The following is a 25,288-nucleotide window of genomic DNA, read 5'->3' as shown; positions in this document are numbered from 1 at the left end:
ACTATAAATGAATTCTACCCAAAATCTGTGTAACATTGAAATTAAAAATCAAAAAGATTCGGCTGGTTTTCTTGTGATTCTTGTTCATTTTTTTTCATTTTTTTCTTATTTTCACTTTGATATTGTTGTGTTTTATGAATCTTTTGAATATGTATTGTCTTTGTGAAATCATTGGAATGAATTATTTTAGAATCTTCCCCCATATTTTGATTCCACAAATTATTATTGATTGTATTATAACATTCATTATTTAGTAAGCCCTCTTTATTAAATTCATAAACTTTCAAAACTTTATATGAACGCAACTTGCTTTCATCTCCATATTCATCAAAAGTTCTTGTAACCTCAAGATTACATTGCAGAAAAGACCCATTCGTAAATTCATATTTGGAAGCAATAACTTCTTGTTGAAATAAGGAATCTGCCATAATAAAATCAATTTTTTCATCTTTGTATTTGCCTCTCCATTTATAATTTCCTTCTTGCAAAATAGGTGAAATAATTTCTATAATCGCATGATTGTCTATTTCAATATCTCGTTTATTTGCTAAAATAAAATTTGTAAAAAAAATTTTCTTTACAAATCTCTCACTTCCATCAATTTTATAACATATTTTTTCGATTTTATCATACTTACTAATTTTCTGATAGAAATTTGATACCAATCTTTGAATCTTTTTATTTTTAAAGAGATTCTCAGTATCATCTATCATTGAATCGCCATCTATATATGAGAGATAATACGCAAGAATATCAGCAATATGTGGTTGCAAAGATGGGAGTGAGTTTTCATAATTTTTAGGGAAATCAATATGTAAAGTTAATATCTCAATCAATCCACCAACACTTGTTTCACTTTCAACTTGTAAGTGTATTTGCAAAATTTCTGCAATATTTTTCAGAACCTTAAGCATATCTTTCTCGATTTTATTACGCACAAAAGCGTTTATAGATCGTATATTATCTTTGCGATAATACTGAATCTTAAATTTTATAGGTTGTTCTTTGGAATCATTTTTATTCAATTTCCACCTCAAAGTTTAAACTATATTAGTATTATATCATGTCGATTCTATAAGACATTTAATCTATTTTTATGATTACTGCAATTTAAAAAATATCTAAATTAAATAATATGCGAATCTTTAACATCTTGATTGATTGCTTTTCAACAATCAACGATTCGTGATTATTTCTGGATACATATCATGTTGCCATAGCCTTTGTTTTGCCATTTCTTGAAATGGTGTATTGTTTGCACCATAATTCACATAAGGATCAATACTTAATCCACCCCGAGGGGTAAATTTTCCCCACACTTCTAAATATCTCGGAGATAAGCATATAATCAAATCTTTTGCAATCGTATTTACGCAATCTTCATGAAACCCTCCATGATTACGGAAACTAAAAAGATAAAGCTTAAGTGATTTAGATTCTACAATTTTTTTGTTAGGAATATAACTGATATAAATCGTCGCAAAATCTGGCTGCCCAGTAATTGGACAAAGTGACGTAAATTCTGGACAATTAAATTTAATAAAATAATCATTTTGTGGATGTGGATTTGGAACAGATTCTAAGAGTCTTGGATTATATTCAAAGGTGTAATGAGTTGTTTTCCCGAGATGTGTGAGGCTATTTAATGCTGAATTTGTAGTCGTGTATTTTGCCAACTGGTTTATTTCTTGCATGTTGTTGTCTTTTTTTGCCATATTTTTCCTTAGCTACAAAATTATAAGAATAATTGTGTTGATTCAATATTTTATCGTGATTGCTGCATAAATACCTTAAGATCATTATATTCTTGTTTTGTGAAAAAACGTGTTTTTCCGACAGGTAAGGCATTCAAATTTATAAAACCATAGCTCACTCGTCGTAAATCTAAAACATTTGCATGAAAATGTGCAAAGAATCTTCGTAATTCTCGGTTTTGTCCTCCATGTAAGGATACTTTTAACTTAGATATTTTACCGCTTTTAATAATTTCGAATTCCATTGGTTGGAATTCCATTTCTTGAATCTTGCTAAGATGATGTCCACCGGCTTTTGCATTTTGAATAAAAATTCCTTGTTGCATTGCGAGAATCATTTTTTTATGCATTGGCATATCAATTTTGATAATATAAACGCGTGGTAGTGAAGATTCCATAAGCTTTCGCACAACCTCTTTACTATCACTTAAAATAAGTAGTCCTTCGCTTGCAAAATCAAGTCTGCCAACAGGCATAAAATGTTTATATTTTATATTTAAACTTTCATAAATTAATCTTCTTCCTAAATCATCTCTTTTACTTACCAATTCGCCTTTTGGTTTATGATATACAATTGCAGTAAAGATTTCTTCCTTTTTATATTTCAACTCTTTTCCATGTATAAAGATTCTAAAATTTTTATGAGGTTTGTATGGATTTTTAATTACTTCATCTGGGACTTGTGTGTGTCTTGTAGCAAGAGTATGATTAATTTTGATACTGGCATTTTGTACTAAATTATCTGCTTCCCTGCGAGAATAATTGCTGTATTTTGAGATAAAATGATTTAATCGCAAAATTAATCCTTATAATATTTTTGCCCACTTTGCAATTTTTGCCTCTTCGCCCGTTCTCGAGCCAAATCTTGTTTTTTTATTTTTTTTGTATGTCCAAAATCTGAAGCTTTGGAATGTTTTGTTTTTTTATCTTTTTTTACTTTATCATTTTCTAATTGCACCCCATGAGCTTCTTGTTTGCTTAATCCAATTCTTGCATTTTGCTTTAAATGAATACTTAATAATCGTAGAATAAGTTGTGCACTATCTATCTTATCTTTTATATTCTCATAGAAATTTATGGCTTCATCAGATACCTTTGTGTTAAAAATATGTGTAATCATCTCATCATTTCCAACACTTGGAATCTCATAAAGCTCTAGTTTAGAATTTGTTTCACTTTGAATCTTTTTTAAATCTTTATATTCCAAAGGTGTTGCAAGCGTAATCGCAACACCTTTTTTACCCGCTCTGCCTGTTCGACCAATACGATGAACATATGATTCTATATTAAGTGGTATATGATAGTTAAAAACATGACTAATATCACTAATATCTAAACCACGCGCAGCAACATCTGTTGCCACCATAATATCAGCTTTATTTTCTTTAAATCCTTTAATAGATTCTCGACGCATACGTTGATCCATATCACCATGCAATGCAACGCTTTTGTAACTCTTGTTTTGCAAAAAGTTATTTAATTCATCAGCTTCTTTTTTTGTGCGTATAAAAATAATACTTTTGCTTGGAGATTCTGTGTCGATAAGACGAATAATGGCATCATTTCGCTCATTTTCATTAATAATATAATATCGTTGTGATATATCAGTGTTTGCTATGTTGCTTGAGGTAATTTTGACATATACAGAATCGTAGAGAATCTTATCTGCCAACTCTTTAATACGAGGTGGCATTGTTGCAGAAAAAAGCAGGATTTGTGCATTATTGGGAATATATTCAAAAATTTCTTCAATATCATCAATAAAGCCCATATCAAGCATTTCATCACTCTCATCAAGCACCACAACACTAGGAGTAAAATTCTTGAGTCGCCCGTTTGTTAAGTGATCGAGCAATCTTCCTGGAGTAGCAACCATTACTTGAGGCTTTTTCTCAATCAGTTCCATTTGTTTTCTAATGCTTTGTCCTCCATAAACACAAATAGTCCGTGTTTTAAGGAATTTACCAAGTTTAAAAATTTCATCACTAATCTGCATTGCAAGTTCGCGAGTAGGGGTAATAATAAGAGCTTCAATCGATGAATTATTTTTCAAAGTATTGAGGATTGGTAAAGCGAATGCAGCAGTTTTTCCTGTTCCTGTTTGTGCCTGTGCAATAACATCTCTTCGTTCTAAAATCGGAGGAATAGCTTTTTCCTGAATGGGGCTTGGGGTTGTGAATCCTGCTTCTTTAACACCCCTTAAAACTTTTTCATTTAAGCCCAAAGAGCGAAATGAAGCCATACAATCATCTTTTGCCTCATCTTTATTTTTTTCTTTCTCTTTTGCTTCATTGTCTTTTTTACTCATAAATACTCTTTAAAAAATTCATTTAGAACAATAATTATATCATTATTTCTTAAAAATCAATAAAATTTACACAAAATATAGGTTTTATTGATTTTTATTGTTTCTTTATGTTATTATAAATTATGTGTGATACTATTTTTTCAAAAAGGGAATTTTGTTATGTTTATTTATGGAAAATACCGCTATATAAAGCCCATAAAAACTTTGATTGCTTGGAATTATCACGATATTCTTAAATGTCTATCATATATACAAACACATATTGATAAGAAAAAAAAAGGCTATTTTGTTGGATATTTGACTTATGAATCCGCCATCATTTTACAAGCATACCATTATTTGGAACATAAGATTTTCAAACAAATGAAAACAAATAAATTGGAAGATTCCATTACGCAACCACTTTTATATTTTTCACTTTTTAAAAAATGTAAAAAAATCAAAAAAGAAAAAGATTTGAAATTGTTTCATAAGCATAAAGATTTTATTAAAAATAAAAATATTGTAAAAACAAATTCCCATTGTTTAGTGAGGAATGAGAATTTTCTGTTACATTCTGAACTTTTTGAAGTATTAGAAGGATTAAATAAAGATTGTTATCATAAAAATTTTTATGATATTAAAAATGCAATTTCAAAGGGAGAAAGTTATCAAGTAAATTATACACAAGAAATAAAGTTAAAGCCAATGTTGAAAATTTCATCTTGGCAATATTTTTTGCTACTCTCAAGAATGCAATATACAAAATATCGTGCATATATTGCAAATGAATATACTGAGATTCTCTCATTCTCTCCAGAATTATTTTTTAAAGTTAAAGGAAATGAAATTATAACACAACCGATGAAAGGAACAATTGCTAGGGCGTATAGAAATAACTTAAAACAACAACATGATATAACTCTAAAGTCAAAACAAACTCGTTTTGTTCACACAAAAAAGAGAAAACAACATTCTTATGAAATTGATGTAAAGCAAGATTTAAAAAATAAAAAAAAATTACAAAATGATTTAAAAAATCGCAGTGAAAATGTAATGATTGTGGATTTATTGCGTAATGATTTAAGTAGGATTGCCACACAAGGTAGTCTTAAAGTAAGTGAGCTTTTTACCATTCATACATATCCAACATTACATCAAATGGTATCAACTATTCGTGCTAGGTTGTCAAAAAAATATAGAATCTTGGATATTTTATATGCTCTTTTTCCTTGTGGATCAATCACAGGAGCACCTAAATTAGAAACAATGAGTCTTATTTCTCAATTAGAATCGCGTAAAAGAGGAGTTTATTGTGGTGCAATAGGTGTATTATCAAAAAAGAAAATTTCATTAAGTATCCCAATCCGCACATTAAGCAAAGCCACCAATGAGAGTTTCTATCGTTATGGTGTTGGTAGTGGTATTGTATGGGACTCTAACATGGAGCATGAATTCGAAGAATTAAAACTTAAATGCAATTTTCTTGGAATAACTTTTTGAATATACACATTAAGGGAAGTGTGATTATGTAGAATATCTCAAGCAAATACTGATAATAAGAGAAGAATTCTATATATGAATGAAGTCTAAAATATTATTCGTCATTACGTTATAGCAATGTATATGAATATAAATATTTAACAATTAGGATAAAGAATCCTAGTTAGGTATGCTAAGTGCAATTATTATAATATTATAAAAAATAAAGAAAGCATATAATGAAGTGAAATAAAAAAGATTCTAGAAAAAACTTAAATTTTGAATACATAAGTATTTGGTTACTTTTATTTATCAAGTAGCAATAAATTTTTATCAATATTGTAATATAATTGAAAATACCTTTAAAATTTATAAAGGTATTTTGGAGGAGTTTTCATACTTTTAATTTTGCGTGAAATTTTTTCTCAAGCATATCTAATACTTGTTGTAGTGTTTCTTGCATTTGAGATTCATTTAATGTTGATTCGCTCGACTGAAAAATAAGCCGAATACTTAAAGCATTCGTAGAATCATTTTCAGAAAAAATATCAAGTGGAAATATTTCTTTTACATTTTTCAAATGTGATTTATCAAGTTCTAATTTAATCGCACTAAAATTAATACCTTTTGCAATAAGAATTGTTAAATCCCGTTTATTTGCTTGATACTTTGAAAAATCATGTGCTTTTTTATTTTCATTATTATACAACAATGGAGCTAAATCAACTTCACAGAAAAATACAGAATCTAAACTATATTTTTTTGCAATATTTGGATGTAACTTAGATATTACACCAATTTTTTCACCATCTTTTAGTATATTTCCACTTTGATATGGGTGAATAAGTTTATTGGGAATAAATTGACTAGAAATATTCGAACAATCAAAATGTCCAATGATTTGACTAATATTTTGTGCAAAAGAAAAAAAGTCTACTTCTATACCTTTTGTATTGGGATAAGTTGGTGGCATGAGATAATCACTCATGGCACATGCAAATTTAAGGCTTGAATCTCGATTCGTATTATATACATGACCAATTTCAAAAACTTTTATACTTTCATATCCATATCGTTTATTTTTCTTTAAAGTTTCTAAAATATGTGGCAGTAACGATGGACGCAATGTATCCAGTTCGCTTGTGATTGGATTGATAAGAGCTTTTTCTTCATGTAGTGTTTCAAAACCCAAATCGTTTAAAACTTTTGTATTATCAAAAATATAATGCACACATTCAATATAACCATTTCCTAAAGCTTTCATTCGCAGTGTTTTTATCTGTTTGTGAAGTAAATAGGCGGGTGTATTTTGGGTAACTTGCTGAATTGTATATGGCTTTGAAACTATTTTATCAATACCACAGAATCGCAGAACCTCCTCCGCAATATCTTGACGATTTTTAATGTCATTACGAAAAGCTGGTGGTTGTGCGATGAAGAAATTTTCATCGCAGGTTGCTTGGATTCTAAAATTAAGCTGTTTGAGAATCAAGGCTATTTCTTCTTTTGCGACATTATTACCAATACAATCTGAAATATAGCCAAAAGTCATGTGAATATTTGTAGGTTCTTTTGCTCGGATAATTTCTTGAATACCAGAATATAACATAATTTTTAAAGCACTCAATTGCTCACATAAAAAACTCATTCCTAATTCTAAATCTGGATTTGTTCCTCGTGTGGAATGGTGTATAATCTCATGATTAAAATTTGTTTTATTTTTTCCATAAAGTTTATTGCTGATATATTCAGAATCAATAAAACTTGCTTCTAAAATTAATGTTCTTGGATAATCATGTTTTTGCAAAATATGAAAATTTGCTCCAATTTCATTCAATTTGTATGTTGTGATATTTTTATTATTGTCTTTTATTTCCGCATAAACACTCTCCAGCCCATTTTCATCATTTTTAACAAGAAGTCGCACCTCCTTACCATTATATGAAACTTCTTTAGAATCCATAGCATAGGCATTAAATAAAACACCTGTCATATAGGTTGTGTATTGCATAAAATTTATGACAACATCATCATTATATTTTCCAATTAACCCTAATGTTAAAGCAATAGATAGTGGAGTATAAGCTTCCTTGATTTCAACAAGACGATAGAGCAATGATGAGTGTAATTCACCATGTGGTACAATTTGTAAAAATCTTCCTACACCAAGTGCAACACTGGGTTCTACGGGAATAATATTCTTAATAATTAGATGAAAAATACTTGCAATATCTCGAGCAACTCCTAAAACAGATAGGCAGTCCCCCCTGTTAGGTGTAATACCTAACTCTAAAATAGGTTGATGAAAAACTGGATAGCTACAAAGTTCCTTTCCTAAAATAAGATTGCCAATACTAGAATCAAGCTCTAAAATTCCATCATTAATTTTTGGCAGACCGAGTTCTATACTAGAACACAGCATACCGTTGCTTTCAACTCCCCGTATCTCACTTTTTTGTATAATGGTTGCTTTATTTTTACCAAATGGGAGTAATGCATCCGGAAGTGCGAGTGCTACGAATTGTTCTGCACGAACATTTTTTGCACCACATACAATTTGTAGTATTTTTTTTCCTGTATCTACTTCACATACATTTAATCTATCGGCATTCGGGTGCTGATATTTTTTTAATACTTTTGCAACAATAACATTTTTTGGAATGCTTATAAAAGACTCTTTCTCCACCTCTAATCCAATGCTACTTAAAATTGTAACAACTTTCGACCATTCAATCCCATCAAGATGGATAAATTTTTTTAAATCTTCATAGGTAACTATCATTAAAACTGCTCCAATATTCTTAAATCTGTTTCGTAAAAACTACGCAAATCATTGATTCCCCATTTTAGCATAGTAAGCCTTTCAATCCCCATACCAAAGGCATAACCACTTACATCTTTATAACCAACAGCTTTAAATACACTGCTATCTACAATACCACAACCAAGTATCTCTAAAAATCCCGTATATGAACATACTCTACAACCACTTCCATTGCAAAACATACAACTTACATCAACTTCTGCACTTGGCTCTGTAAAAGGAAAAAAAGATGATCGAAATCGTACTCGCACCCCATCTCCAAAAATGTATTTTACAAATTGTTCCAAAATAAACTTTAAATGTGCAAAACCAATATGATCGCCCTGCTCAACAACCAATCCTTCACATTGATGAAACATTGGCGAATGCGTTAAATCATAATCTCGACGAAAAGTTGCTCCGGTGCAAATCATACGAATGGGGGGTTTGGTATTCTCCATTGTACGAATTTGTATTGGAGAAGTATGGGTGCGCAACAAAAAAGAATCTTTAAAGTAGAAAGTGTCCTGCATATCTCGTGCCGGATGATATTTGGGAATATTTAATGCCTCAAAATTATGAAAATCATCCTCAATAAAAGGTCCATCTTGCAAAGCAAAATTTAATCCAACAAAATAATCAATAATCATATCTCGCATTTGATATACTGGGTGTCCATTACTCACAAAATTAGTTGTATAAAAAAGACTTGTATCAATTTTTTCTTGTTTCAGTTTAGATTCTAAATCTTTTAACTCAATTTCTTCCTTTTTTGCATAAAAGAGGCTTTCAAACTCTCTTTTCAAGGCATGTAACTCCGCACCTATTTCTTTTTTTTCATTTGCACCAACTTGTGCAAGTTTGCTAAATGCTTGCGTAATATACCCTTTTTTGCCACTAATTTCTATTCGTAAAGATTCTAACATCTCTTTATTATTCACGGACCTAAGCTTTGTGAGAGAATCTGCAATTAATTTCTTAATCTCTGTCATTTTTTCTCCTTCATAATAACAATATAAAATGTAGTGTGTGAAATAAATTATCTGATTTTACATGTTTGGATATTTTAATAGATACAAATATATAATTTTACCAAAATAATATATATTTTTTTGAGAAAATCATTTTTTCTTCAAAAAAATGATGTTTTTACTATACAATATTATATCATCTAATTTTTATACTTTGAAATGAGGGATATACTATGAGAGAGAAAGGTATTTTTGAAAAGATTGTAGATAGAGAGATTCCTGCAAATATTGTGCTTGAGAACGATGAGTTTATGGCATTTCATGATATTGCCCCGAAAGCTCCAATTCATGTATTAATCATTCCTAAAAAGTGGGTCAAAGATTTTAATGGAGTAAATGCAGACCTCATGGGAAAAATGAGTGAGTTTATTTTGCAACTTGTTGATACACTCGAAGTGCGTGAGAGTGGCTATCGTTTAGTTACAAATATAGGAACAGATGGGGGACAGGAAGTCCCACATTTACATTTTCATTTACTTGCTAAACGCAAATTGGAAGCTAACTTTGGATAAACAATATAGAAGATTCCATGTTAAAGTTTATCGGCATTGATAATTGAAGAATAAAATATGTTATAGAATCTTTTCTAAGACTATTCTTCTTAATGGCATTATTTATGCTCTCAAACTACATGAGTTTCATGAAATAATCAATATAAAAACTACATATTATCATGATTGTTGATGTTTTAGATTGAAAGAATGTCTAATCCCTCAACTTACCACAGCATTATGTCTTTATAAAAAAGTATTTATTACTAAACTATAAAGATATGATGAATCAATATATTTTTATTTGCTAAAAGTAATATAAACAAGATTTCTTATTAGAGCTGTCATTAATACAGAATTTAAAAAATAAAACTTTATACATGGTTTGTGCTTATAAACTTGGGTATTATCTAAGTATTTTTAATTTACCAAGATACTTTGGGATTTCCATACATGTCTTTCTTTTGAAAAGTTTTACCTTTTTACTAAGATTAGAATGTAGTCTTTTCATTTACTTTTATTTATAGTTTTTCCAATTCTTTTAGAATCTCTGTTTTACTTAACCATTGTGTATTTGTATTGCTTGCATAAGTAAAATGTTGAGCAACTCGTTTCCCTTTCTCATGTAAAAGGGTTAAGGAATAATCAATAGGTTTTTGAAACATGATACTAGGAGAAATAATGAAAAAATCGTTGAATTCATACGATAAATGTGCATCATCTTCGCTAATCATAACTTCATGAAGTTTTTCTCCAGCCCTTTTACCAATAATTTTAAATGTTGCATTTGGAGCGATTGCATGTGCTAAGTCTGCAATTTTTATGCTTTTAATTTTAGGAATAAAAATTTCACCTCCATGCATACGCTCAAGATTCTTTATTACAAATTTTACTCCCATGTCAAGAGATATAAAAAAACGTGTCATTTCAGTATCTGTAATCGGTAGCTCTGTTGCCCCTTCACTTGCTAATTTACGGAAAAATGGAACAACACTCCCTCTGCTACCAATAACATTCCCATAACGCACAACACTAAATTTTGCGGGATTGCTCCCTTTAATGTTATTTGCACTAACAAAGAGTTTATCGCTACATAATTTTGTTGCACCATAAAGATTGATAGGATTTGCTGCCTTATCCGTAGAGAGTGCAATGACTTGTTTAACTCCTGTTTTAAGACAGGCATCAATGACATTACTTGCACCATGTATATTTGTTTTGATACATTCCATAGGATTATATTCTGCAATTGGGACATGTTTAAGGGCGGCAGCATGGATACATATATCAACATCTCGTAAAGCAGATTCTAATCGTGCGTAATCACGCACATCACCTAAAAAATAACGCATACAATTTTGTTTAAAAACTTGTGCCATTTCATATTGTTTGAGTTCATCGCGACTATAAACTATTAATCTTTTTGGTTTATATTCTCTTAAAACTATTTCTACAAATTTTTTACCAAAACTACCTGTGCCACCGGTAATTAAAATACTTTTGTTATTTAGCATATTTGCTCCTTAAAGGAAGTGGGATAGAGAATCTCAATTTTCTTGCTATTTTTGTTCCAAATTGAAATATAAATTAATTTAATCAAAAAAATTTATTCTATTTGAAATTATATTATATCTTACAAAATACTTTGTAAGATATAATAATTAGCATAATTTTGAATATAACTAAAAGTGTGAGAGATATAATTTTTTTTAATAATTACAACAAATTTGTTAATCCCAATGCTCTATAAATTCCAATTAAATGAAATAAAAATTACAAAGAGATTCTCTTACTTATTTTATGGAAAAAATTTATATGAATATAAATAAGCTTATCTATTCTTATAAACTCCAATCCATAGGTTCTCTACCATATCGCATTAAAGCTTGATTAGCTTGACTAAAGACTTTACTCCCAACAAACCCTCTTGCAAGAGGACTTGGATGCGGTGCAGTTATAACACAGTGTTTTGTTGTGTCAATGAGATTCTCTTTTTTCTTTGCATAATTCCCCCATAAAAGAAAAACAATATTGCATAGATTCTCTGAAATCTTAACAATTACTGCATCGCTAAATTGCTCCCAGCCAAAATCTTTATGTGATCCAGCAATATTTTTTTGAACACTTAAAATAGAATTTAATAATAAAACACCTCGTTTAGCCCAAGAGGTTAAATCCCCGTGATTTGGCATTTTTAATCCAAGATCTTGCTCCAACTCCTTATAAATATTCTTAAGACTTGGTGGGATTGGAACACCTTGAGGAACGCTAAAGCTTAATCCCATCGCTTGTGGAATTTCTCTATTATCTACAATAATACTTCCGTGATATGGGTCTTGTCCTAAAATAACAACTTTAATATTTTCCAATGGTGTAAGATTAAAAGCGTTGAAAATAAGATAATTAGGAGGAAAAATACATTGGTTATTTGCTAGAGCCTTTTTATAATGCTGGATAATTTTTATAAAATAAGGCTGATTAAATTCATCTTGAAGGAATGCTACCCATTGTTTGTCTAATGTCTTTGGGACCATGGAAATATCTTTATATTTTGTTTTATTTTAATGTCCACCAAGTGAACTATTATAGATATATTGCACTGGCTTTCGAAACTCCATACGTGTAATGGTATCATTTAGAAGTATTGTTAAAACTTGCAGATCAGTGTATGTTCCGCTATCAATTGTCGCACTTCCTGCTACATATAATACACGAGTTTTTTTATACACATCAAACCAGTCAAACGAGATTCTATAAGAATCTCGAATTGTTCGTTTTACATTCGTCGGTGTTGCTTCACTATTTCTTGTATCTACACTACATTTTGGAACACCATTAATAACATTGCAGATACCTGTTGTATTAAAAGTATATTGATAATTGCTTGCAGGATCTACGCGTTCTTTACCTACTTTTACATAAATCATATTTCGAGCGAACGAAGAATCTATTTGTCCCTGTAAATAAATATTATTAAAACCCCGTTTTTTAAAAGCCTCTAAAGCCTGACCAGCATAATATTTTGATGAGAGATCCCAAGGATCTGCTACAATGATAGTTGGTGCATTAGTATCAAAATCATAAGTTGGCAATACTGTAGAATAATATTCTGCTTTAAGATTTCCGTTGCCTAAACAAGCAGTAAAAACTAATGCTATAAAACCAGATGAGATAGTAAATATCAATAATTTAGTAGCTAAGATAATCTTGGTCATTTACTTTCCTTTTATAAGGCTAAAATTAAGGTTTGCTAACAAACGACAATTCTTATTTATTTTACTAAAGCAAAAAAGATTCCCTGTCTAAGTTGATTAAAGAATTATAGCATGAAATTTTTGAAAAAATATAATAATCAAAAGCTTGATATTTTATTAGGATTTAATGTAACACATAAAAATTCAAAGTAACCAATTTAGATTTTTAGAATCTTTTTGTAACATCATGCTAATCGCTTACAATGTAGTTACTATCAACAAATATATATTCTTAGAAATAATATATTGCAAGAATAGTTATTCGATGTAAGCGAAACATTATTACCATTATTCTTCACTGCAGTTTGCAAAGAATTTTTGATAGACTATTTTGTCATAATCAGAGTTGTGGAGTTATCAAGAACAAAGTATTTTTTTGCAATATCTTGTATTGTTTGAGAATCTAGTTTATTGAGATTTTCCTCATAATGCAATAATGGATTTAAATCACCACGCACAAGATATGAACCAAAAAGCCCAGCCACGGAACTAGCAGAATTAAGACTATAAATAAAAGAAGCACGGGTATTAATTTTTATCTTATCAAGTTGGGCTTGTGAAATTGGTGTTTTTTTCAGTCTTTCAATTTCTTTGAGAATCTCTTTTTTTAATTCAGTTGCTTTCACGCCAGCATTGCCTGTTGCCACAATAATAAACATACCTTCATCGATTAAATCCATATTATATACACTAATTGCAGAAACAAGTTTAAGTTTATCAGTCAAAATTGCTGGAAGTACGGCACTTTTTCCACTTCCTAGAATCTCGCTCATTGCTTCAAGTGCAACTTGATCCTGATGGTTAAATTTCGGAGTTTTAAATCCCAGCATAATCCATTCAATGCCGCCTGTATCCTTTTTAATGTGAGCTTCTCGCGCCCCGTCTTGTTTTGGTTCTATCGTATTGATTTGAGGAATCTGCCCATGATTTTTAATTTTACCAAAATACTTTTCTACACCACTAAAGACTTTGTGAGATTCTATATCCCCCGCTACAACAAGTATAGCATTTTGGGGTTGATAATAGAGTGAATGGAATGCTTTAATGTCATCTAATTTCCATGATTGAATGTCGTTCATAAAACCAATTGGCGTCCAATGGTATGGGTGATAAGTGTATGCAGTATTAAAGAATCGAAAAAAGAGATACCCGCTTGGTGAATTGTCTGTTCTCCAAAGCCTCTCTTGTGCTACCACATCTCGCTCTGATTGAAATTCAGAATCTACAAATTCTAAATTTTCCATAAGTTCAGCAAAAAGCTTTAGCGAAGTATCAAGATTCTTGGAACTCGATTGAATATAATATCTTGTATAATCAAAACTCGTAGAAGCATTATTGTTACCACCCATTTTTTTTACAATCTCATCAAATTCACCTGCTTTTAGATTCTTGGTTGTCTTAAAATTTAAATGCTCCAGCATGTGAGCAATACCGCTTTTTCCCATAACTTCATTGCGCGAACCAACTTTATAAAATACACTTGTCTCAATAACATTACTTTTATTGTGGAGTGGAATCACAACAACCTGCAATCCATTCTCCAAAGTTTTGCTTTCATGTTTTGGTAAAACACTACAAAAGGCTAAACTACTCATAAATACTGCTCCAATAATAAATTTAATCACGATTAATTCCTGTTCCTATAAGTTCTCTGATATGTTTTATGCCATCAGCTTCAAGCTTTTTGTGTAACTGTATATTCATGTGCTTAACAACTGATGGCCCACCATAAACCATAGAAGTCATGATTTGCACAAGACTGGCACCAAGCCTTAATCTTTCATATATTTCATCAGCAGAAGCGATTCCACCAACCGAAATAAGAGTTGTTTGACGAAAAAAATTTTGTCCTAAGATTTTAAGAATCTCACGCGATTTTGATGTCAAAACTTTACCACTTAATCCACCAATATTATGTCCATTGCGTTGTGCTGGTTGTGGGACAAGAGAATAATCAATCGTCGTATTTGTTGCTATAATTCCACTCACTTTTTTTTCAATAGCTTTTTGGCATACACGTAGCATAGAATCTATTTCCATATCAGGAGAAATTTTAATGAAAAGAGGTTTTGTTGTGATAGCATGAGCCATATCAAGTAAATCCACAACAAAGCTTTCATTTTGCAAATCACGCAAACCGGGAGTATTTGGCGAAGAAAGATTAAAGGTAAAATAATCCCCATAATCTTTTAATGTCTCTAAACTCAATTCATAATTTTTAAGAGAATCTGCCATAACAATATTTTTATTTTTTCCTATATTAATACCAATTGGAATACAAAAAGGATAGTTTTTTTGTAAATTAGCCAACACTCCACGTGCACCTTTATTATTAAATCCAAGTGCATTTTGGACACTTTCTTGTTCAATATGTCGAAAGATTCTAGGTTTTGGATTCCCATCTTGTGGCATTTGTGTAATGCTTCCTAGCTCTAAAAAACTAAAGCCAAGACTAGCTAATGGACGAATAGCTTCCGCATTTTTATCAAATCCACTTGCAAGTCCTATTGGATTGTAAAATTTTAATCCATGAATATTCTGTGAAAGTTCTTCATAAATACAACAATGCGATTTTGCAATATAAGATTCCAAAAGAGGAAATTTACTTGAAAAATGCATAAGACTCATAGCAACATTGTGCATTCTTTCTGCATCGAACTTGAAAATGAATGGTTTTAATTTTTGATAAAAGCTCATGTTCTATCCTTTTATTAAATTTATGTTCCTATGTATATCTATGTTTTACCCAGCAAAGAATTTAAATTTTATACATTCTATCTTAAAATATCAGTAAAATTGTAAATTATAAGAAAATTTATATAATTAATTAGCACATAATTTATTTACTGTAAAATTCGTCTTCAAAGTAAAATTTTATTGATTATGTTTAAAATGGTCATAATTTTATATTTCATGGATAATATTAGGATTTTTTGAAACTATACAAATGCAGTTATTGTATAAATAATAAAACTTCTTATAGTAATACCAAGATACAAGTGAATTCCGGAAAATAGATATTTATATCATATCGTATAAATTGAGGTATAAAGAAATAAAAATTACAAGAAAACTCTATTTTTTAATTATTCTATATAATTTTAAGTATATTAAAATAAAAAGTTTGTTATAATTTTAAAGAGAAGTTTAGGTAATTTGTTATGTTGCGAGATTAACATAATACAATACAAAAACAATCAACTTTATTTATTAGGTAAAAAAATGACAGAGATGTAGCAAAAGTTATTAGAGATTGCTAAAGCCTTTAAAAAAGTATGTGATAAACATAAATTAAAATACTTTTTATATGGAGGGTCATTACTCGGTGCAGTGAGACATCTGGGGTTCATTCCATGGGATGATGATATGGATTTTGGTATGCTAAGAGAAGATTATGATAAATTGATTGAGTTATATAAGCAGAATCCTAAAATTTTTGGTGAACAATTTAATATGCGTTTTTTTGGAGACGAAATAAATTACTATCTCCCAATTACAAGAATGGTAGATATTACTACGACAATTCATTTAAAAGCAATTTGCTAAAAAATAAAACTTAATATATTTTGTATAGCTCAAGCATTATTTTTAGAAAATCTTAGAAGATAAATTTGTTGTATCTAATTATTATGGATTCTGACATTTATTTTTTTTTTTGTAAAAAGTCTCTCAATAAAGAATTTTAAAAATCTTTTCAGGGTGTCATACTTTTATAATTTTTACGATATACTTTTTTCATGTAATCACTCCTTGAAAGAACATGACATCTAAGCAACTCTCTGTAAAATCTCTCTGTGCCAATTTTTATCGAAATATTCTTACGCTATCTTTCCCTTATGATAAATACTTCGATGGTTACACATTATAATAATGATCTTGTGGGCGCTATGGGTATTGGTAACCTTTTTATGGATTTGTTTATGGCAATTTTTAGCTTTTTAAGTGTAGTGTGTAGCATTGTAGTATCTCAAGCTATTGGGGTGAGAAATAAAATCGTAGCCTTAAAAGCAATGCACCAAAGTTTATTTTTAATTCCATATTAGGATTATTTTGTGCAATATTTATTTATACTCAAGGTTCTTTTCTGCTTTCTATTATGAATGTTGCTTCAGAGCAATTTCTGCATGCTAAAGATTATTTACAAATGCTTGGTTACTTACCTTTTGATGCTTTAGGTATTATACTATATTCGATCGTGTGTATTTATAATATGGCATTTTCGTTACATTTATTTCACTCATTATGGATATTATTACTTTGCTTGTAAATTATTATGTGTTACATTTTACAGATTTAAGAATATTGGGAGTTGGTTTTGCTACAATAATCGGACGCGTATGTGCTGTAACTTTACTTCTTATCGTGATTTATTGGAAACTCAAGATCCGATTTTCTTGGCAAGGTTTTTTCTTACAAAAAGATGTTATTGCAAAGATTCTAAACATTGTTGGTTTTAGTGCTAGAGAATCTTATTTGGATTATACGATATATCATCGTATTTTCTTTTGTAAATCTACTTGGTCAAGATAATGCGAGTGTGCAAACAATTTTTTTCTAAATTTCACTATTTATTATGCTAACAGGACAAGCAATCAGTATCGCAAATGAAATCATTATCGGCAAGCTTGTTTGAGCAAAACATGTAGAAGTTGCTTATAAACATACTTTTAATGTATTATGGTTAAGTGTGTTTATAAGTTTTTGCATAATAATTGTAGCATATATAGAAAAAATATACTTATGGGATAAACTTGACTTAAATCCTACATTGGATGAGATTATGTTACCTTTATTTACAATTTCAATCATTTAGAGGTTAAAAGGACATTTAATATAGTCATGGTAAATGCTTTGCGTACTAGTGGCGATGCAAGGTTTCCATTTATTATGGGGATTGTATTCACGCTTGGAGTAAGTTTGCCCGTAGGATACACTCTATGTTTTTATTTTAATCTAGGTATTATTGGTATTTGGATAGGTTTTTTGTACCGATGAATGGCTACGAGGAATCGCCAATGCACTGCGTTGGAGAAGTCGTAAGTGGCAGAATAAGTCTATTGTATGAAAAATATATAAAAATAAATATAGTCTAAAATTTAGTATCAAAATGTAATATAAATAAGCTATAATATATAATTAATGTTACTTTTTGTAAAAATTCTAAAAATACCATAAAATTATAAGTTATTAATAGTATATTAATTTAGAAATATCGGATAATATTAATTCATAGACTTAAAAAATTAAGAATAATGGGGATTTTATAAAGTGATTTGTTTAGAAAATGTAAATAAGTTTTTTGGTGAACATCATGTGCTAAAAAATGTCAATCTTACTATTGGTGAAGGTGAAAAATTAGTTATTATTGGACCTAGCGGAAGTGGTAAAAGCACAACAATTCGTTGTATGAATGGACTTGAGGAAATATCATCGGGAAAGGTAATAGTCAATGATATTGAATTAAATCATAAAACGAAACTCGAAATTTGTCGTAAATATTGTGCTATGGTTTTTCAACATTTTAATCTTTACCCACATATGACAGTATTACAGAATCTTACTTTGGCTCCAACAAAGATTCAGAAAAGAAGCAGAAAAGAAGCAGAAGAAATCGCTTACAAATATCTTAAAGTCGTGGGATTAGAAGCAAAAGCAAATGTTTATCCTGCAACATTAAGTGGTGGGCAACAACAGAGAGTAGCAATCGCACGTAGTCTTTGCACACAGAAAAAAATTATACTTTTTGATGAACCAACTTCTGCACTTGACCCAGAGACAGTGCAAGAAGTGCTTGATGTTATGCGTAAAATATCTGGAGAGAAAGGTACAACAATGGTTGTTGTAACACATGAAATGGGTTTTGCTAAAGAAGTGGCAGATAGAGTTATATTTATGGAAGATGGAATGATTGTGGAAGATAATACGCCAAAAGAGTTTTTTGAAAATCCAAAAAATGAACGGACAAGAAATTTCTTAAGCAAGATTCTCTCACATTAGACTGCATAATTGTGGAATCTAACCTATGGGGTTACAGAGACAATATAGGTTAGATTCCACAATAATAGGTTTCTATAAGAAGTGAGAAATATAGAATATAAATTCTCTTTTTTTGAATCTTATTTATTATACGAATCGTATTTACATTTTTAAGGAAAGGAAGCAAATTATGAAGTCATTGATTAAAAAATTTGGTTCGGATATACTAAAATCTAGTATAGTAAGTTTTAGTATTTTAGGAGCATTAGCATTGGGATTAGTTGCTTGTGGCGATAAAGAAAAAAGTTCAAAAAGCCATTTAGAGTCTGTTAAAGCAAAAAATCAACTTGTTATAGGAGTCAAAAAAGATGCACCCAATTTTGCTCTCTTGAATCCTGATACCAAGCAAATAGAAGGCTTTGAGATTGATATTGCAAAACTATTAGCAAAAGAAATTCTTGGAGACGAAACAAAACTAAAATTAGAACCTGTAACAGCAAAAACAAGAGGTCCTTTGCTTGACAATGGCACACTTGATGCAGTAATTGCAACTTTCACAATTACTGAAGAGAGAAAGAAAACTTATAACTTTACAGATTCTTATTATAGTGATCCTATTGGCTTTTTGGTGCTAAAAGAAAATAATTTCACTGATTTTAAAAGCCTAGATGGCAAAATTATTGGTGTAGCACAAGCAGCAACAACCAATAAGGCTATTAAGAAAGCAGCGGAAGTGGCAGGGATTAATGTAACAGTGCAAGAACTTCCTGATTATCCATCACTAAAAACTGCACTTGATTCTAAAAGAATTGATGCATTTTCTGTTGATAAATCCATCTTGAGGGGTTATCTTGATAAAAATAACATAATCTTAGAAGATAGCTTAGATGCACAAGAATATGGTATCGTAACACGAAAAAATGATCAAGAATGGAGTGATTATATTAATAACTTTGTAAAAAATAATCATGAAGAAATTGATGAATTAGCAAAAAAATGGAATCTCAAATAAAAGAAATCCTATTCGGAGTATTTTTTAATGAATGATAATTCACCTTTTGCATTATGGAGATGGGTTGACACTTTCTCACATATTGATATTTTTATACAAGGATTTGGCTATACCCTCTTAGTTGCGGTTTTAGCATTATCTATCTCGCTTTTTATGGGTATTTTTCATGCCCTTATGGCAACCGGTAAATTTACATTATTACGATGGTGGGCGAGAGCATATGTGGAGTTTTTTCAAAATACTCCCTTACTCATTAACCTTTTTTTCTTGTATTATGTCTTGCCTAAAGTACCTTATATTGGTATAACACTTGATGTTTTTACCATAGGTGTAGTTGGAATCGGTGTTTATACGGGAGCATATATGAGTGAAGTTGTCCGAAGTGGAATCCAATCTATTCCTAAAGGGCAGTTTGAAGCAGCAGCTTCGCAGGGCTTTAGCTATGCACAAACGATGATGTATATTATTTTACCGCAGACTATCAAGGTAATCTTACCACCAGCGACAAATCAAGCGGTAAATCTTATTAAGAACACGTCTGTGCTTGCTATCATTGCAGGAGCTGAGATTATGTATAATGCAGATTCTTATGCACAATCAAGTCTTAATTATGCTCCTGCGTATGTAATTGCTGGGATATTCTATTTCGTCGTGTGCTATTGTTTGGCACTCTTTACTCGCTTTTATGAAGAAAAGCTCAAAAAAGCTCACTTAGCAAGGTAGGTGCAGAATGCATATAGTTGATTTTTATATGTTACTCAATGGGTTAAAACTGACAATCATCATGGCATTTTTTGCCGCAGGAGGTGCGATTATCTTTGGTTCAATCCTTGCGGTAATGAGAAATTATGGCACTCATGGTGTAAATAGGGTTTTTGGATATTTAGCAGGAATTTATGTAGAAATTTTTAGAAATACCCCGCTATTGTTATGGATGTATGCAGCATGCTTTGTGCTTCCCATTGTGCTTGGGATTCCTGCAAATTATGCTGTCCTTGGGACAATTGGGTTGTTTTTATATACTTCTTCTGTAATGGCGGAGATTATTCGAGGAGGGTTGAATTCTATTCCTAAAGGGCAGTTTGAAGCAGCAGCTTCGCAGGGCTTTAGCTTTCCTTTTACGCTATGGTATATTATCTTCCCACAATGCTATCGCAAGGTAACACCTACGATACTTTCTCAATGTGTAACAACTATCAAAGACACTTCTTTTCTCGCAGCTTTAAATGTAGCGGAACTTACCAATGCTTCAAAAGACATTTTAAGTCGTGTTACAAGTTTTCAAGAGATTGTAAGTGTTTTTGCCACAGTGGCAGGATTATATTTTATTGTTTGTTTTTCACTTTCACTCATTGTTCGATATTATTCTAATAGAACGAAAATTAATCTTCATTAAATTCCTAATCAATAAAAATTACTGAATCTTTATTGATATTGAATGTAATGCCGTGTTTTAGGGTGGCATAATCCTAATATAATGGTTATTTTTACAAAATGCTATTTTGGTCTTGACTTGTTTTTTTTTGTAGAATACCAATCTATTTCTATATAAAATAAAGGATAAGTCATGAGAATGACATTGAAATATAACGTACAGGTTATTGCGTTAACAGAGATGCTTACTTGTATCAACTTACAAGCCGAAAGTTTAGTAAAAGAAAAAAGTTATGGTTTTATTGGTGTGCAAGTAGGAACATCACTCTTGCAAAATAAAGAGAAGTATTTTTTAATACTATATAAAAGAAACTTTTTCGTTTGTGGTAAGATATATGTATAGATTTTAATATTTTGATTCCAAAAGAAAAGTATGAAATATAAATATTGCACTTGCTTGTAAAAATCTAAATGTTGAGTTTTATTTTAATTTTCATATACGAACTATAAATATAGAAATTAAAATAGTACAAGTATAGGGAATCATGTCGGTTTCTTAAGTATATATGCTTGTATGTTTGACTTATTAAAATAACTTAGATATACTAGAAGTGCTTTTATTGATTAGATAGGGGGAGTGTGAATGTTTTTGCTAAATAAGATGAGTTTAAAGTCTAGGATTATCCTATTAGTCCTTATTTCTACTATTACAATGCTTTTTTTTATGATGATTGAACTTAAAAACTCATATAACTATATAGCAATAAATAAATCTCTACAACAACAAATTAATATATCACAAAAACTTTCTTTATTAGTCCATGAAATGCAAAAAGAACGTGGAATGAGTGCTGGATATCTTGCTAGTGGTGGTAAAAAATTTGCAAATGAGTTACGAAACCAAAGACAAATCACAGATAAACAATACACCATATTTGTAGATATTGCATCAAAAGAATACAATTTAAGTCCACATTATATAGCAACATTAAACAACGCCTTAGAACAATTAAAAAAACTTAACGAAATCCGTATGCAAGCAGATTCTTCTATTCATAATACACCTGCTGTCACACAAACACTTAACTATTTTAGTGGAACAATTGGAATCTTGCTTGATAGTGTGCTAGAATCTTCTACATTAATCTCAAATACAGAGATTACAAGAGAAATGTTTGGTTATGCAAATTTCTTGTATGCAAAAGAACGTTCTGGATTAGAACGAGCTATGTTGAATGTAATATTTTCCGGAAATATTCCCGCAAATGAAGCCCAATATGGTAAATTCCTTTCATTATTGGCAGAACAGGAAGTCTTCAATAAGCTTTTTCTTGCATTTAGTCCAAAGTCTATTTTAGAACTTTATGCACAAACAATAAAAGATTCGTCTTTTCAGGAAGTGCAAAATATGCGTAATACAGCAATAGTAAAACATAGAGTAGGGGATTATGGTATAGAACCATCTGTGTGGTTTGCAACCATTACAAAAAAAATTGATTTATTAAAAAATGTAGAAGATGCAATAGCTCAACATTTAAGTGCATCTATACAAACACAAATTGATACAAAGGAAAATTATTTTTTGACATTAATTATTATAGAATCTTTAGTCATAGCTCTGACAATATTCCTCTCTATCGTAGTTATTAGTAATCTTGTAGTGCGATTAAAGCGAGTCAATACGCGTTTGCATTATATTATTGAAAATAAGGCTCTTACAGAAAGCTTACCTACACAAACAAATGATGAAATCAGCTTTATGGTAAAATCCATTAATACCTTTATTCAATATATACAAAGCACCTTTTTGCAAGTATTAAACCAAACACGTATCAATCTTGATATTGTGCAAAATCTTGGTGTCATTTCTATGCAGCTCAATGAAAATACTAAGCAAATTGAACATATTAGCAATAATAATACAAATCTTGGTGAAAAAAGTCGTGAAATTATTAACCAAAATATTCAAATGTCAATTGATGTAAATAATGAACTGCAATCTGTCCTTACAAAATTTGATGAAACAAAAAATATTATCAATCAAGTGAATGGGCATATTCAAACAAATGCGACGAGGGAAATTGAAAATGTAAGCAAGATTCAGAATCTTGCCAATGAAGCAAACAATATACAAAATGTTTTGGTGGTAATTACTGAAATTGCAACACAAACAAATCTTTTGGCACTTAATGCAGCAATAGAAGCAGCAAGAGCAGGAGAACATGGAAGAGGATTTGCTGTTGTAGCTGATGAAGTCAGAAAACTTGCAGAGAGAACGCAAAAATCAATAGCTGAAACAAGCTCAATTATTAATAGTATCTTACAATCTATTAATGACATCAGCAATGAGATGCAAGAGGGATCAGAGTCTATGCAGACTTTAACACAACAATTTGATGATATGCAAGAAGATATCAAGAATCTTTCAAACACTATCAATCTTGTAACTGAAAAATCTGCAGAAAGTCTTGAGGGTGCAAAATTGGTAAATGTAAATGCTACAAATATTCTTGAGAATGGAAGTAAAATTGCCACATGTGTTGCTACTCTTTTGGAAATTAATACAAATATGCACAAATCTTCCACAAAGCTTAGCGATAAAACCAATGAACTTAATCGTAATTTAAGCGAATTTAAAATCTGAATGAGAGTTTATAAAAGTCATTGTTGTGTTTATTGTGGAAAATAATGAAATTTTGCTCAATCACAACACCACCATAAATAAATTATCCTAACAATAGTGGCTAGATGATATAATTTAAAAGCTTACTTCTATTCTAAGTGTTGTATAATTAGAATCTCTTGCTTGAGTTAAAAATTCTTTTTGTTTATAAGTATATACAACACCAGCAACAAATCCTTTCCATGCAATCGCCATTCCAAGTTCTGCTTCATAAATAAAGTGGTTTACATCTAATGAAGTTTGCACCCCGCCAATTGTATTGCCTTGTATAAAGATATTTCTCCCGACAACTCTACCAAGTATTCCACCAGATAGATAGAATCTAAAATTATCATCAATGCTTGTGCTACCAAGATTATTTGTATGGGCTTTTTGGATTCCAAAATCACCCCAAAGTCCCCATCCGATACGCAATCTCGCTCCAAAATCAACATGAGTATGTGCGTTTCCTAGTGCTATTGTCCCAAATGGTAAAAATTCAATAATATTTTCTATAATTGGAATCTTATACATTGCTTTGTAATAGAGATTAAAAATAAATTCATTATGAATTTGAGAATCCCAACCTGCATAACGACTTACATTTGTAAGTATGTGGATTATATCTTGTGTCTCTTTTGCAAGTGCATAAGGACCAACAAGACCAATATTTAACGAAGCTTGTTCCATAAAATTCCCAATGCGATTTTGTGCCATAAAGTTTGCGTATAAATATCCCCCATAAGGCATATCATCTTTTGGAGGAATGGTTACATACTTGCTATTTGGTGTATAAATTTCTTGTGCAAGATTTATGCTGAAACGAGAAATTACAGAAGAATAGGGTAGGGTAAGGCTAAGATTTTTAGACAAGAAAGAAGAAATCCCGACATAGTGTAAAAATGATTGCTGAAATTCTTTGGAAGTATAACTTAAACTATGTCCAGCAGTATAGAACCTATCATAATTTGTTGGTTCAAAATACGCGTCATTGTCCGTAGCAAGAGAAAAAGTCTGTTTTTTATATGCTACAATATCTCTCGCATGAAGTATGTCAATAACAAGAAATAATAAAATAAATTTAAAGACATTGAACATGGTGTTACTTTACAATTAGTTGTTGTTGTATTAATATTTATGGAATTTAAAGCTTTTATTATAT

20 protein-coding genes and 2 pseudogenes are annotated in these 25,288 nt (G+C 30.4%); 10 read left to right on the top strand and 12 right to left on the bottom strand.

Annotated elements, in window-relative coordinates; translation table 11 throughout:
* Positions 1 to 41 precede the first annotated feature (41 nt).
* From CQA53_RS04645 to CQA53_RS04630, 4 genes are all read right to left on the bottom strand, one after another.
* A complete protein-coding gene (locus CQA53_RS04645; RefSeq protein ID WP_115542864.1) occupies positions 42 to 1,025 on the bottom strand; it encodes a hypothetical protein in 984 nt (327 codons plus the stop codon).
* A 150-nt stretch (positions 1,026 to 1,175) separates the two neighbouring features.
* Positions 1,176 to 1,694 carry a preQ(1) synthase gene (gene queF / locus CQA53_RS04640; RefSeq protein WP_115542899.1) on the bottom strand — a complete coding sequence of 173 codons (519 nt, stop codon included), beginning with the start codon at positions 1,692 to 1,694 and terminating at the stop codon, positions 1,176 to 1,178.
* Positions 1,695 to 1,765: 71 nt separating this feature from the next.
* Positions 1,766 to 2,551: a pseudouridine synthase gene (locus CQA53_RS04635; RefSeq protein ID WP_115542863.1), complete on the bottom strand. Its 786-nt coding sequence runs from the start codon at positions 2,549 to 2,551 to the stop codon at positions 1,766 to 1,768.
* 2 nt (positions 2,552 to 2,553) lie between these two features.
* On the bottom strand, positions 2,554 to 3,996 hold the full coding sequence (locus CQA53_RS04630; RefSeq protein ID WP_245945671.1) for a DEAD/DEAH box helicase: 1,443 nt from the start codon (positions 3,994 to 3,996) through the stop codon (positions 2,554 to 2,556).
* Between the two features lie 225 nt (positions 3,997 to 4,221).
* Between CQA53_RS04630 and CQA53_RS04625 the strand changes: the two are divergent.
* A pseudogene (locus tag CQA53_RS04625) lies at positions 4,222 to 5,529 on the top strand (chorismate-binding protein); the annotation flags it as partial.
* 388 nt (positions 5,530 to 5,917) lie between these two features.
* Here CQA53_RS04625 and pheT read toward each other — a convergent pair.
* Both pheT and pheS read right to left on the bottom strand, forming a co-directional pair.
* Positions 5,918 to 8,305: a phenylalanine--tRNA ligase subunit beta gene (gene pheT, locus CQA53_RS04620; protein WP_115542860.1), complete on the bottom strand. Its 2,388-nt coding sequence runs from the start codon at positions 8,303 to 8,305 to the stop codon at positions 5,918 to 5,920.
* Positions 8,305 to 9,318: a phenylalanine--tRNA ligase subunit alpha gene (gene pheS / locus CQA53_RS04615; RefSeq protein ID WP_115542859.1), complete on the bottom strand. Its 1,014-nt coding sequence runs from the start codon at positions 9,316 to 9,318 to the stop codon at positions 8,305 to 8,307. Before pheS ends, pheT begins: the two co-directional genes overlap by 1 nt.
* A 212-nt stretch (positions 9,319 to 9,530) precedes the next feature.
* Between pheS and CQA53_RS04610 the strand changes: the two genes are divergently transcribed.
* A complete protein-coding gene (locus tag CQA53_RS04610) occupies positions 9,531 to 9,869 on the top strand; it encodes a histidine triad nucleotide-binding protein (RefSeq protein WP_115542858.1) in 339 nt (112 codons plus the stop codon).
* A 500-nt stretch (positions 9,870 to 10,369) separates the two neighbouring features.
* On the opposite strand, the gene pseB is transcribed toward CQA53_RS04610, so the two are convergent.
* The 5 genes from pseB to pyrD form a co-directional block, all read right to left on the bottom strand.
* Positions 10,370 to 11,362, bottom strand: coding sequence for a UDP-N-acetylglucosamine 4,6-dehydratase (inverting) (pseB, locus tag CQA53_RS04605; protein WP_115542857.1), 993 nt, complete (start codon positions 11,360 to 11,362; stop codon positions 10,370 to 10,372).
* Between the two features lie 327 nt (positions 11,363 to 11,689).
* Positions 11,690 to 12,382 carry a uracil-DNA glycosylase gene (ung, locus tag CQA53_RS04600; protein ID WP_115542856.1) on the bottom strand — a complete coding sequence of 231 codons (693 nt, stop codon included), beginning with the start codon at positions 12,380 to 12,382 and terminating at the stop codon, positions 11,690 to 11,692.
* A gap of 27 nt (positions 12,383 to 12,409) precedes the next feature.
* A complete protein-coding gene (locus tag CQA53_RS04595; RefSeq protein WP_115542855.1) occupies positions 12,410 to 13,063 on the bottom strand; it encodes a hypothetical protein in 654 nt (217 codons plus the stop codon).
* A gap of 365 nt (positions 13,064 to 13,428) precedes the next feature.
* A complete protein-coding gene (locus CQA53_RS04590) occupies positions 13,429 to 14,697 on the bottom strand; it encodes a M16 family metallopeptidase (RefSeq protein ID WP_115542898.1) in 1,269 nt (422 codons plus the stop codon).
* Between the two features lie 22 nt (positions 14,698 to 14,719).
* Positions 14,720 to 15,799, bottom strand: a complete 1,080-nt coding sequence (gene pyrD, locus CQA53_RS04585; RefSeq protein ID WP_115542854.1) for a dihydroorotate dehydrogenase (quinone) — start codon at positions 15,797 to 15,799, stop codon at positions 14,720 to 14,722.
* Positions 15,800 to 16,354: 555 nt separating this feature from the next.
* Between pyrD and CQA53_RS04580 the strand changes: the two genes are divergently transcribed.
* The 8 genes and pseudogenes from CQA53_RS04580 (at position 16,355) to CQA53_RS04545 (ending at position 24,108) form a co-directional block, all read left to right on the top strand.
* A complete protein-coding gene (locus CQA53_RS04580) occupies positions 16,355 to 16,648 on the top strand; it encodes a LicD family protein (RefSeq protein WP_115542853.1) in 294 nt (97 codons plus the stop codon).
* A 214-nt stretch (positions 16,649 to 16,862) separates the two neighbouring features.
* A pseudogene (locus CQA53_RS13650) lies at positions 16,863 to 18,167 on the top strand (MATE family efflux transporter).
* A 203-nt stretch (positions 18,168 to 18,370) separates the two neighbouring features.
* A complete protein-coding gene (locus CQA53_RS04570) occupies positions 18,371 to 19,099 on the top strand; it encodes an amino acid ABC transporter ATP-binding protein (protein ID WP_115542852.1) in 729 nt (242 codons plus the stop codon).
* Positions 19,100 to 19,268: 169 nt separating this feature from the next.
* Entirely contained in the window at positions 19,269 to 20,090 is an 822-nt protein-coding gene (locus tag CQA53_RS04565; RefSeq protein ID WP_115542851.1) for a transporter substrate-binding domain-containing protein, read from the top strand.
* 27 nt (positions 20,091 to 20,117) lie between these two features.
* Positions 20,118 to 20,813: an amino acid ABC transporter permease gene (locus CQA53_RS04560; protein ID WP_115542850.1), complete on the top strand. Its 696-nt coding sequence runs from the start codon at positions 20,118 to 20,120 to the stop codon at positions 20,811 to 20,813.
* A 7-nt stretch (positions 20,814 to 20,820) separates the two neighbouring features.
* The gene (locus CQA53_RS04555; RefSeq protein ID WP_115542849.1) at positions 20,821 to 21,486 is read left to right on the top strand and encodes an amino acid ABC transporter permease; all 666 of its coding nucleotides are present in this window, start codon (positions 20,821 to 20,823) and stop codon (positions 21,484 to 21,486) included.
* Between the two features lie 171 nt (positions 21,487 to 21,657).
* Entirely contained in the window at positions 21,658 to 21,867 is a 210-nt protein-coding gene (locus tag CQA53_RS04550; RefSeq protein WP_115542848.1) for a hypothetical protein, read from the top strand.
* 240 nt (positions 21,868 to 22,107) lie between these two features.
* Positions 22,108 to 24,108 (top strand): methyl-accepting chemotaxis protein, encoded by a 2,001-nt coding sequence (locus tag CQA53_RS04545; RefSeq protein WP_115542847.1) that lies wholly within the window; start codon positions 22,108 to 22,110, stop codon positions 24,106 to 24,108.
* Positions 24,109 to 24,222: 114 nt separating this feature from the next.
* On the opposite strand, the gene CQA53_RS04540 is transcribed toward CQA53_RS04545, so the two are convergent.
* Positions 24,223 to 25,224: a lipid A deacylase LpxR family protein gene (locus CQA53_RS04540; RefSeq protein WP_115542846.1), complete on the bottom strand. Its 1,002-nt coding sequence runs from the start codon at positions 25,222 to 25,224 to the stop codon at positions 24,223 to 24,225.
* Positions 25,225 to 25,288: the final 64 nt, after the last annotated feature.

It is taken from the genome of Helicobacter didelphidarum (assembly GCF_003364195.1).
Lineage (GTDB): Bacteria > Campylobacterota > Campylobacteria > Campylobacterales > Helicobacteraceae > Helicobacter_A > Helicobacter_A didelphidarum.
This window is presented reverse-complemented; position numbering and strand designations above follow the sequence as displayed.

Bases quoted from the DNA above. Each gene is read 5' to 3' on its own strand.
- pseB (WP_115542857.1), bottom strand. From the start codon at position 11,362: ATGCTAAATAACAAAAGTATTTTAATTACCGGTGGCACAGGTAGTTTT.
- CQA53_RS04555 (WP_115542849.1), top strand. From the start codon at position 20,821: ATGCATATAGTTGATTTTTATATGTTACTCAATGGGTTAAAACTGACA.
- CQA53_RS04540 (WP_115542846.1), bottom strand. From the start codon at position 25,224: ATGTTCAATGTCTTTAAATTTATTTTATTATTTCTTGTTATTGACATA.
- CQA53_RS04595 (WP_115542855.1), bottom strand. From the start codon at position 13,063: ATGACCAAGATTATCTTAGCTACTAAATTATTGATATTTACTATCTCA.
- pheS (WP_115542859.1), bottom strand. From the start codon at position 9,318: ATGACAGAGATTAAGAAATTAATTGCAGATTCTCTCACAAAGCTTAGG.
- CQA53_RS04550 (WP_115542848.1), top strand. From the start codon at position 21,658: ATGAGAATGACATTGAAATATAACGTACAGGTTATTGCGTTAACAGAG.
- CQA53_RS04560 (WP_115542850.1), top strand. From the start codon at position 20,118: ATGAATGATAATTCACCTTTTGCATTATGGAGATGGGTTGACACTTTC.
- ung (WP_115542856.1), bottom strand. From the start codon at position 12,382: ATGGTCCCAAAGACATTAGACAAACAATGGGTAGCATTCCTTCAAGAT.
- CQA53_RS04590 (WP_115542898.1), bottom strand. From the start codon at position 14,697: ATGAGTAGTTTAGCCTTTTGTAGTGTTTTACCAAAACATGAAAGCAAA.
- CQA53_RS04630 (WP_245945671.1), bottom strand. From the start codon at position 3,996: ATGGCTTCATTTCGCTCTTTGGGCTTAAATGAAAAAGTTTTAAGGGGT.
- CQA53_RS04545 (WP_115542847.1), top strand. From the start codon at position 22,108: ATGTTTTTGCTAAATAAGATGAGTTTAAAGTCTAGGATTATCCTATTA.
- pheT (WP_115542860.1), bottom strand. From the start codon at position 8,305: ATGATAGTTACCTATGAAGATTTAAAAAAATTTATCCATCTTGATGGG.
- CQA53_RS04565 (WP_115542851.1), top strand. From the start codon at position 19,269: ATGAAGTCATTGATTAAAAAATTTGGTTCGGATATACTAAAATCTAGT.
- queF (WP_115542899.1), bottom strand. From the start codon at position 1,694: ATGCAAGAAATAAACCAGTTGGCAAAATACACGACTACAAATTCAGCA.
- pyrD (WP_115542854.1), bottom strand. From the start codon at position 15,799: ATGAGCTTTTATCAAAAATTAAAACCATTCATTTTCAAGTTCGATGCA.
- CQA53_RS04610 (WP_115542858.1), top strand. From the start codon at position 9,531: ATGAGAGAGAAAGGTATTTTTGAAAAGATTGTAGATAGAGAGATTCCT.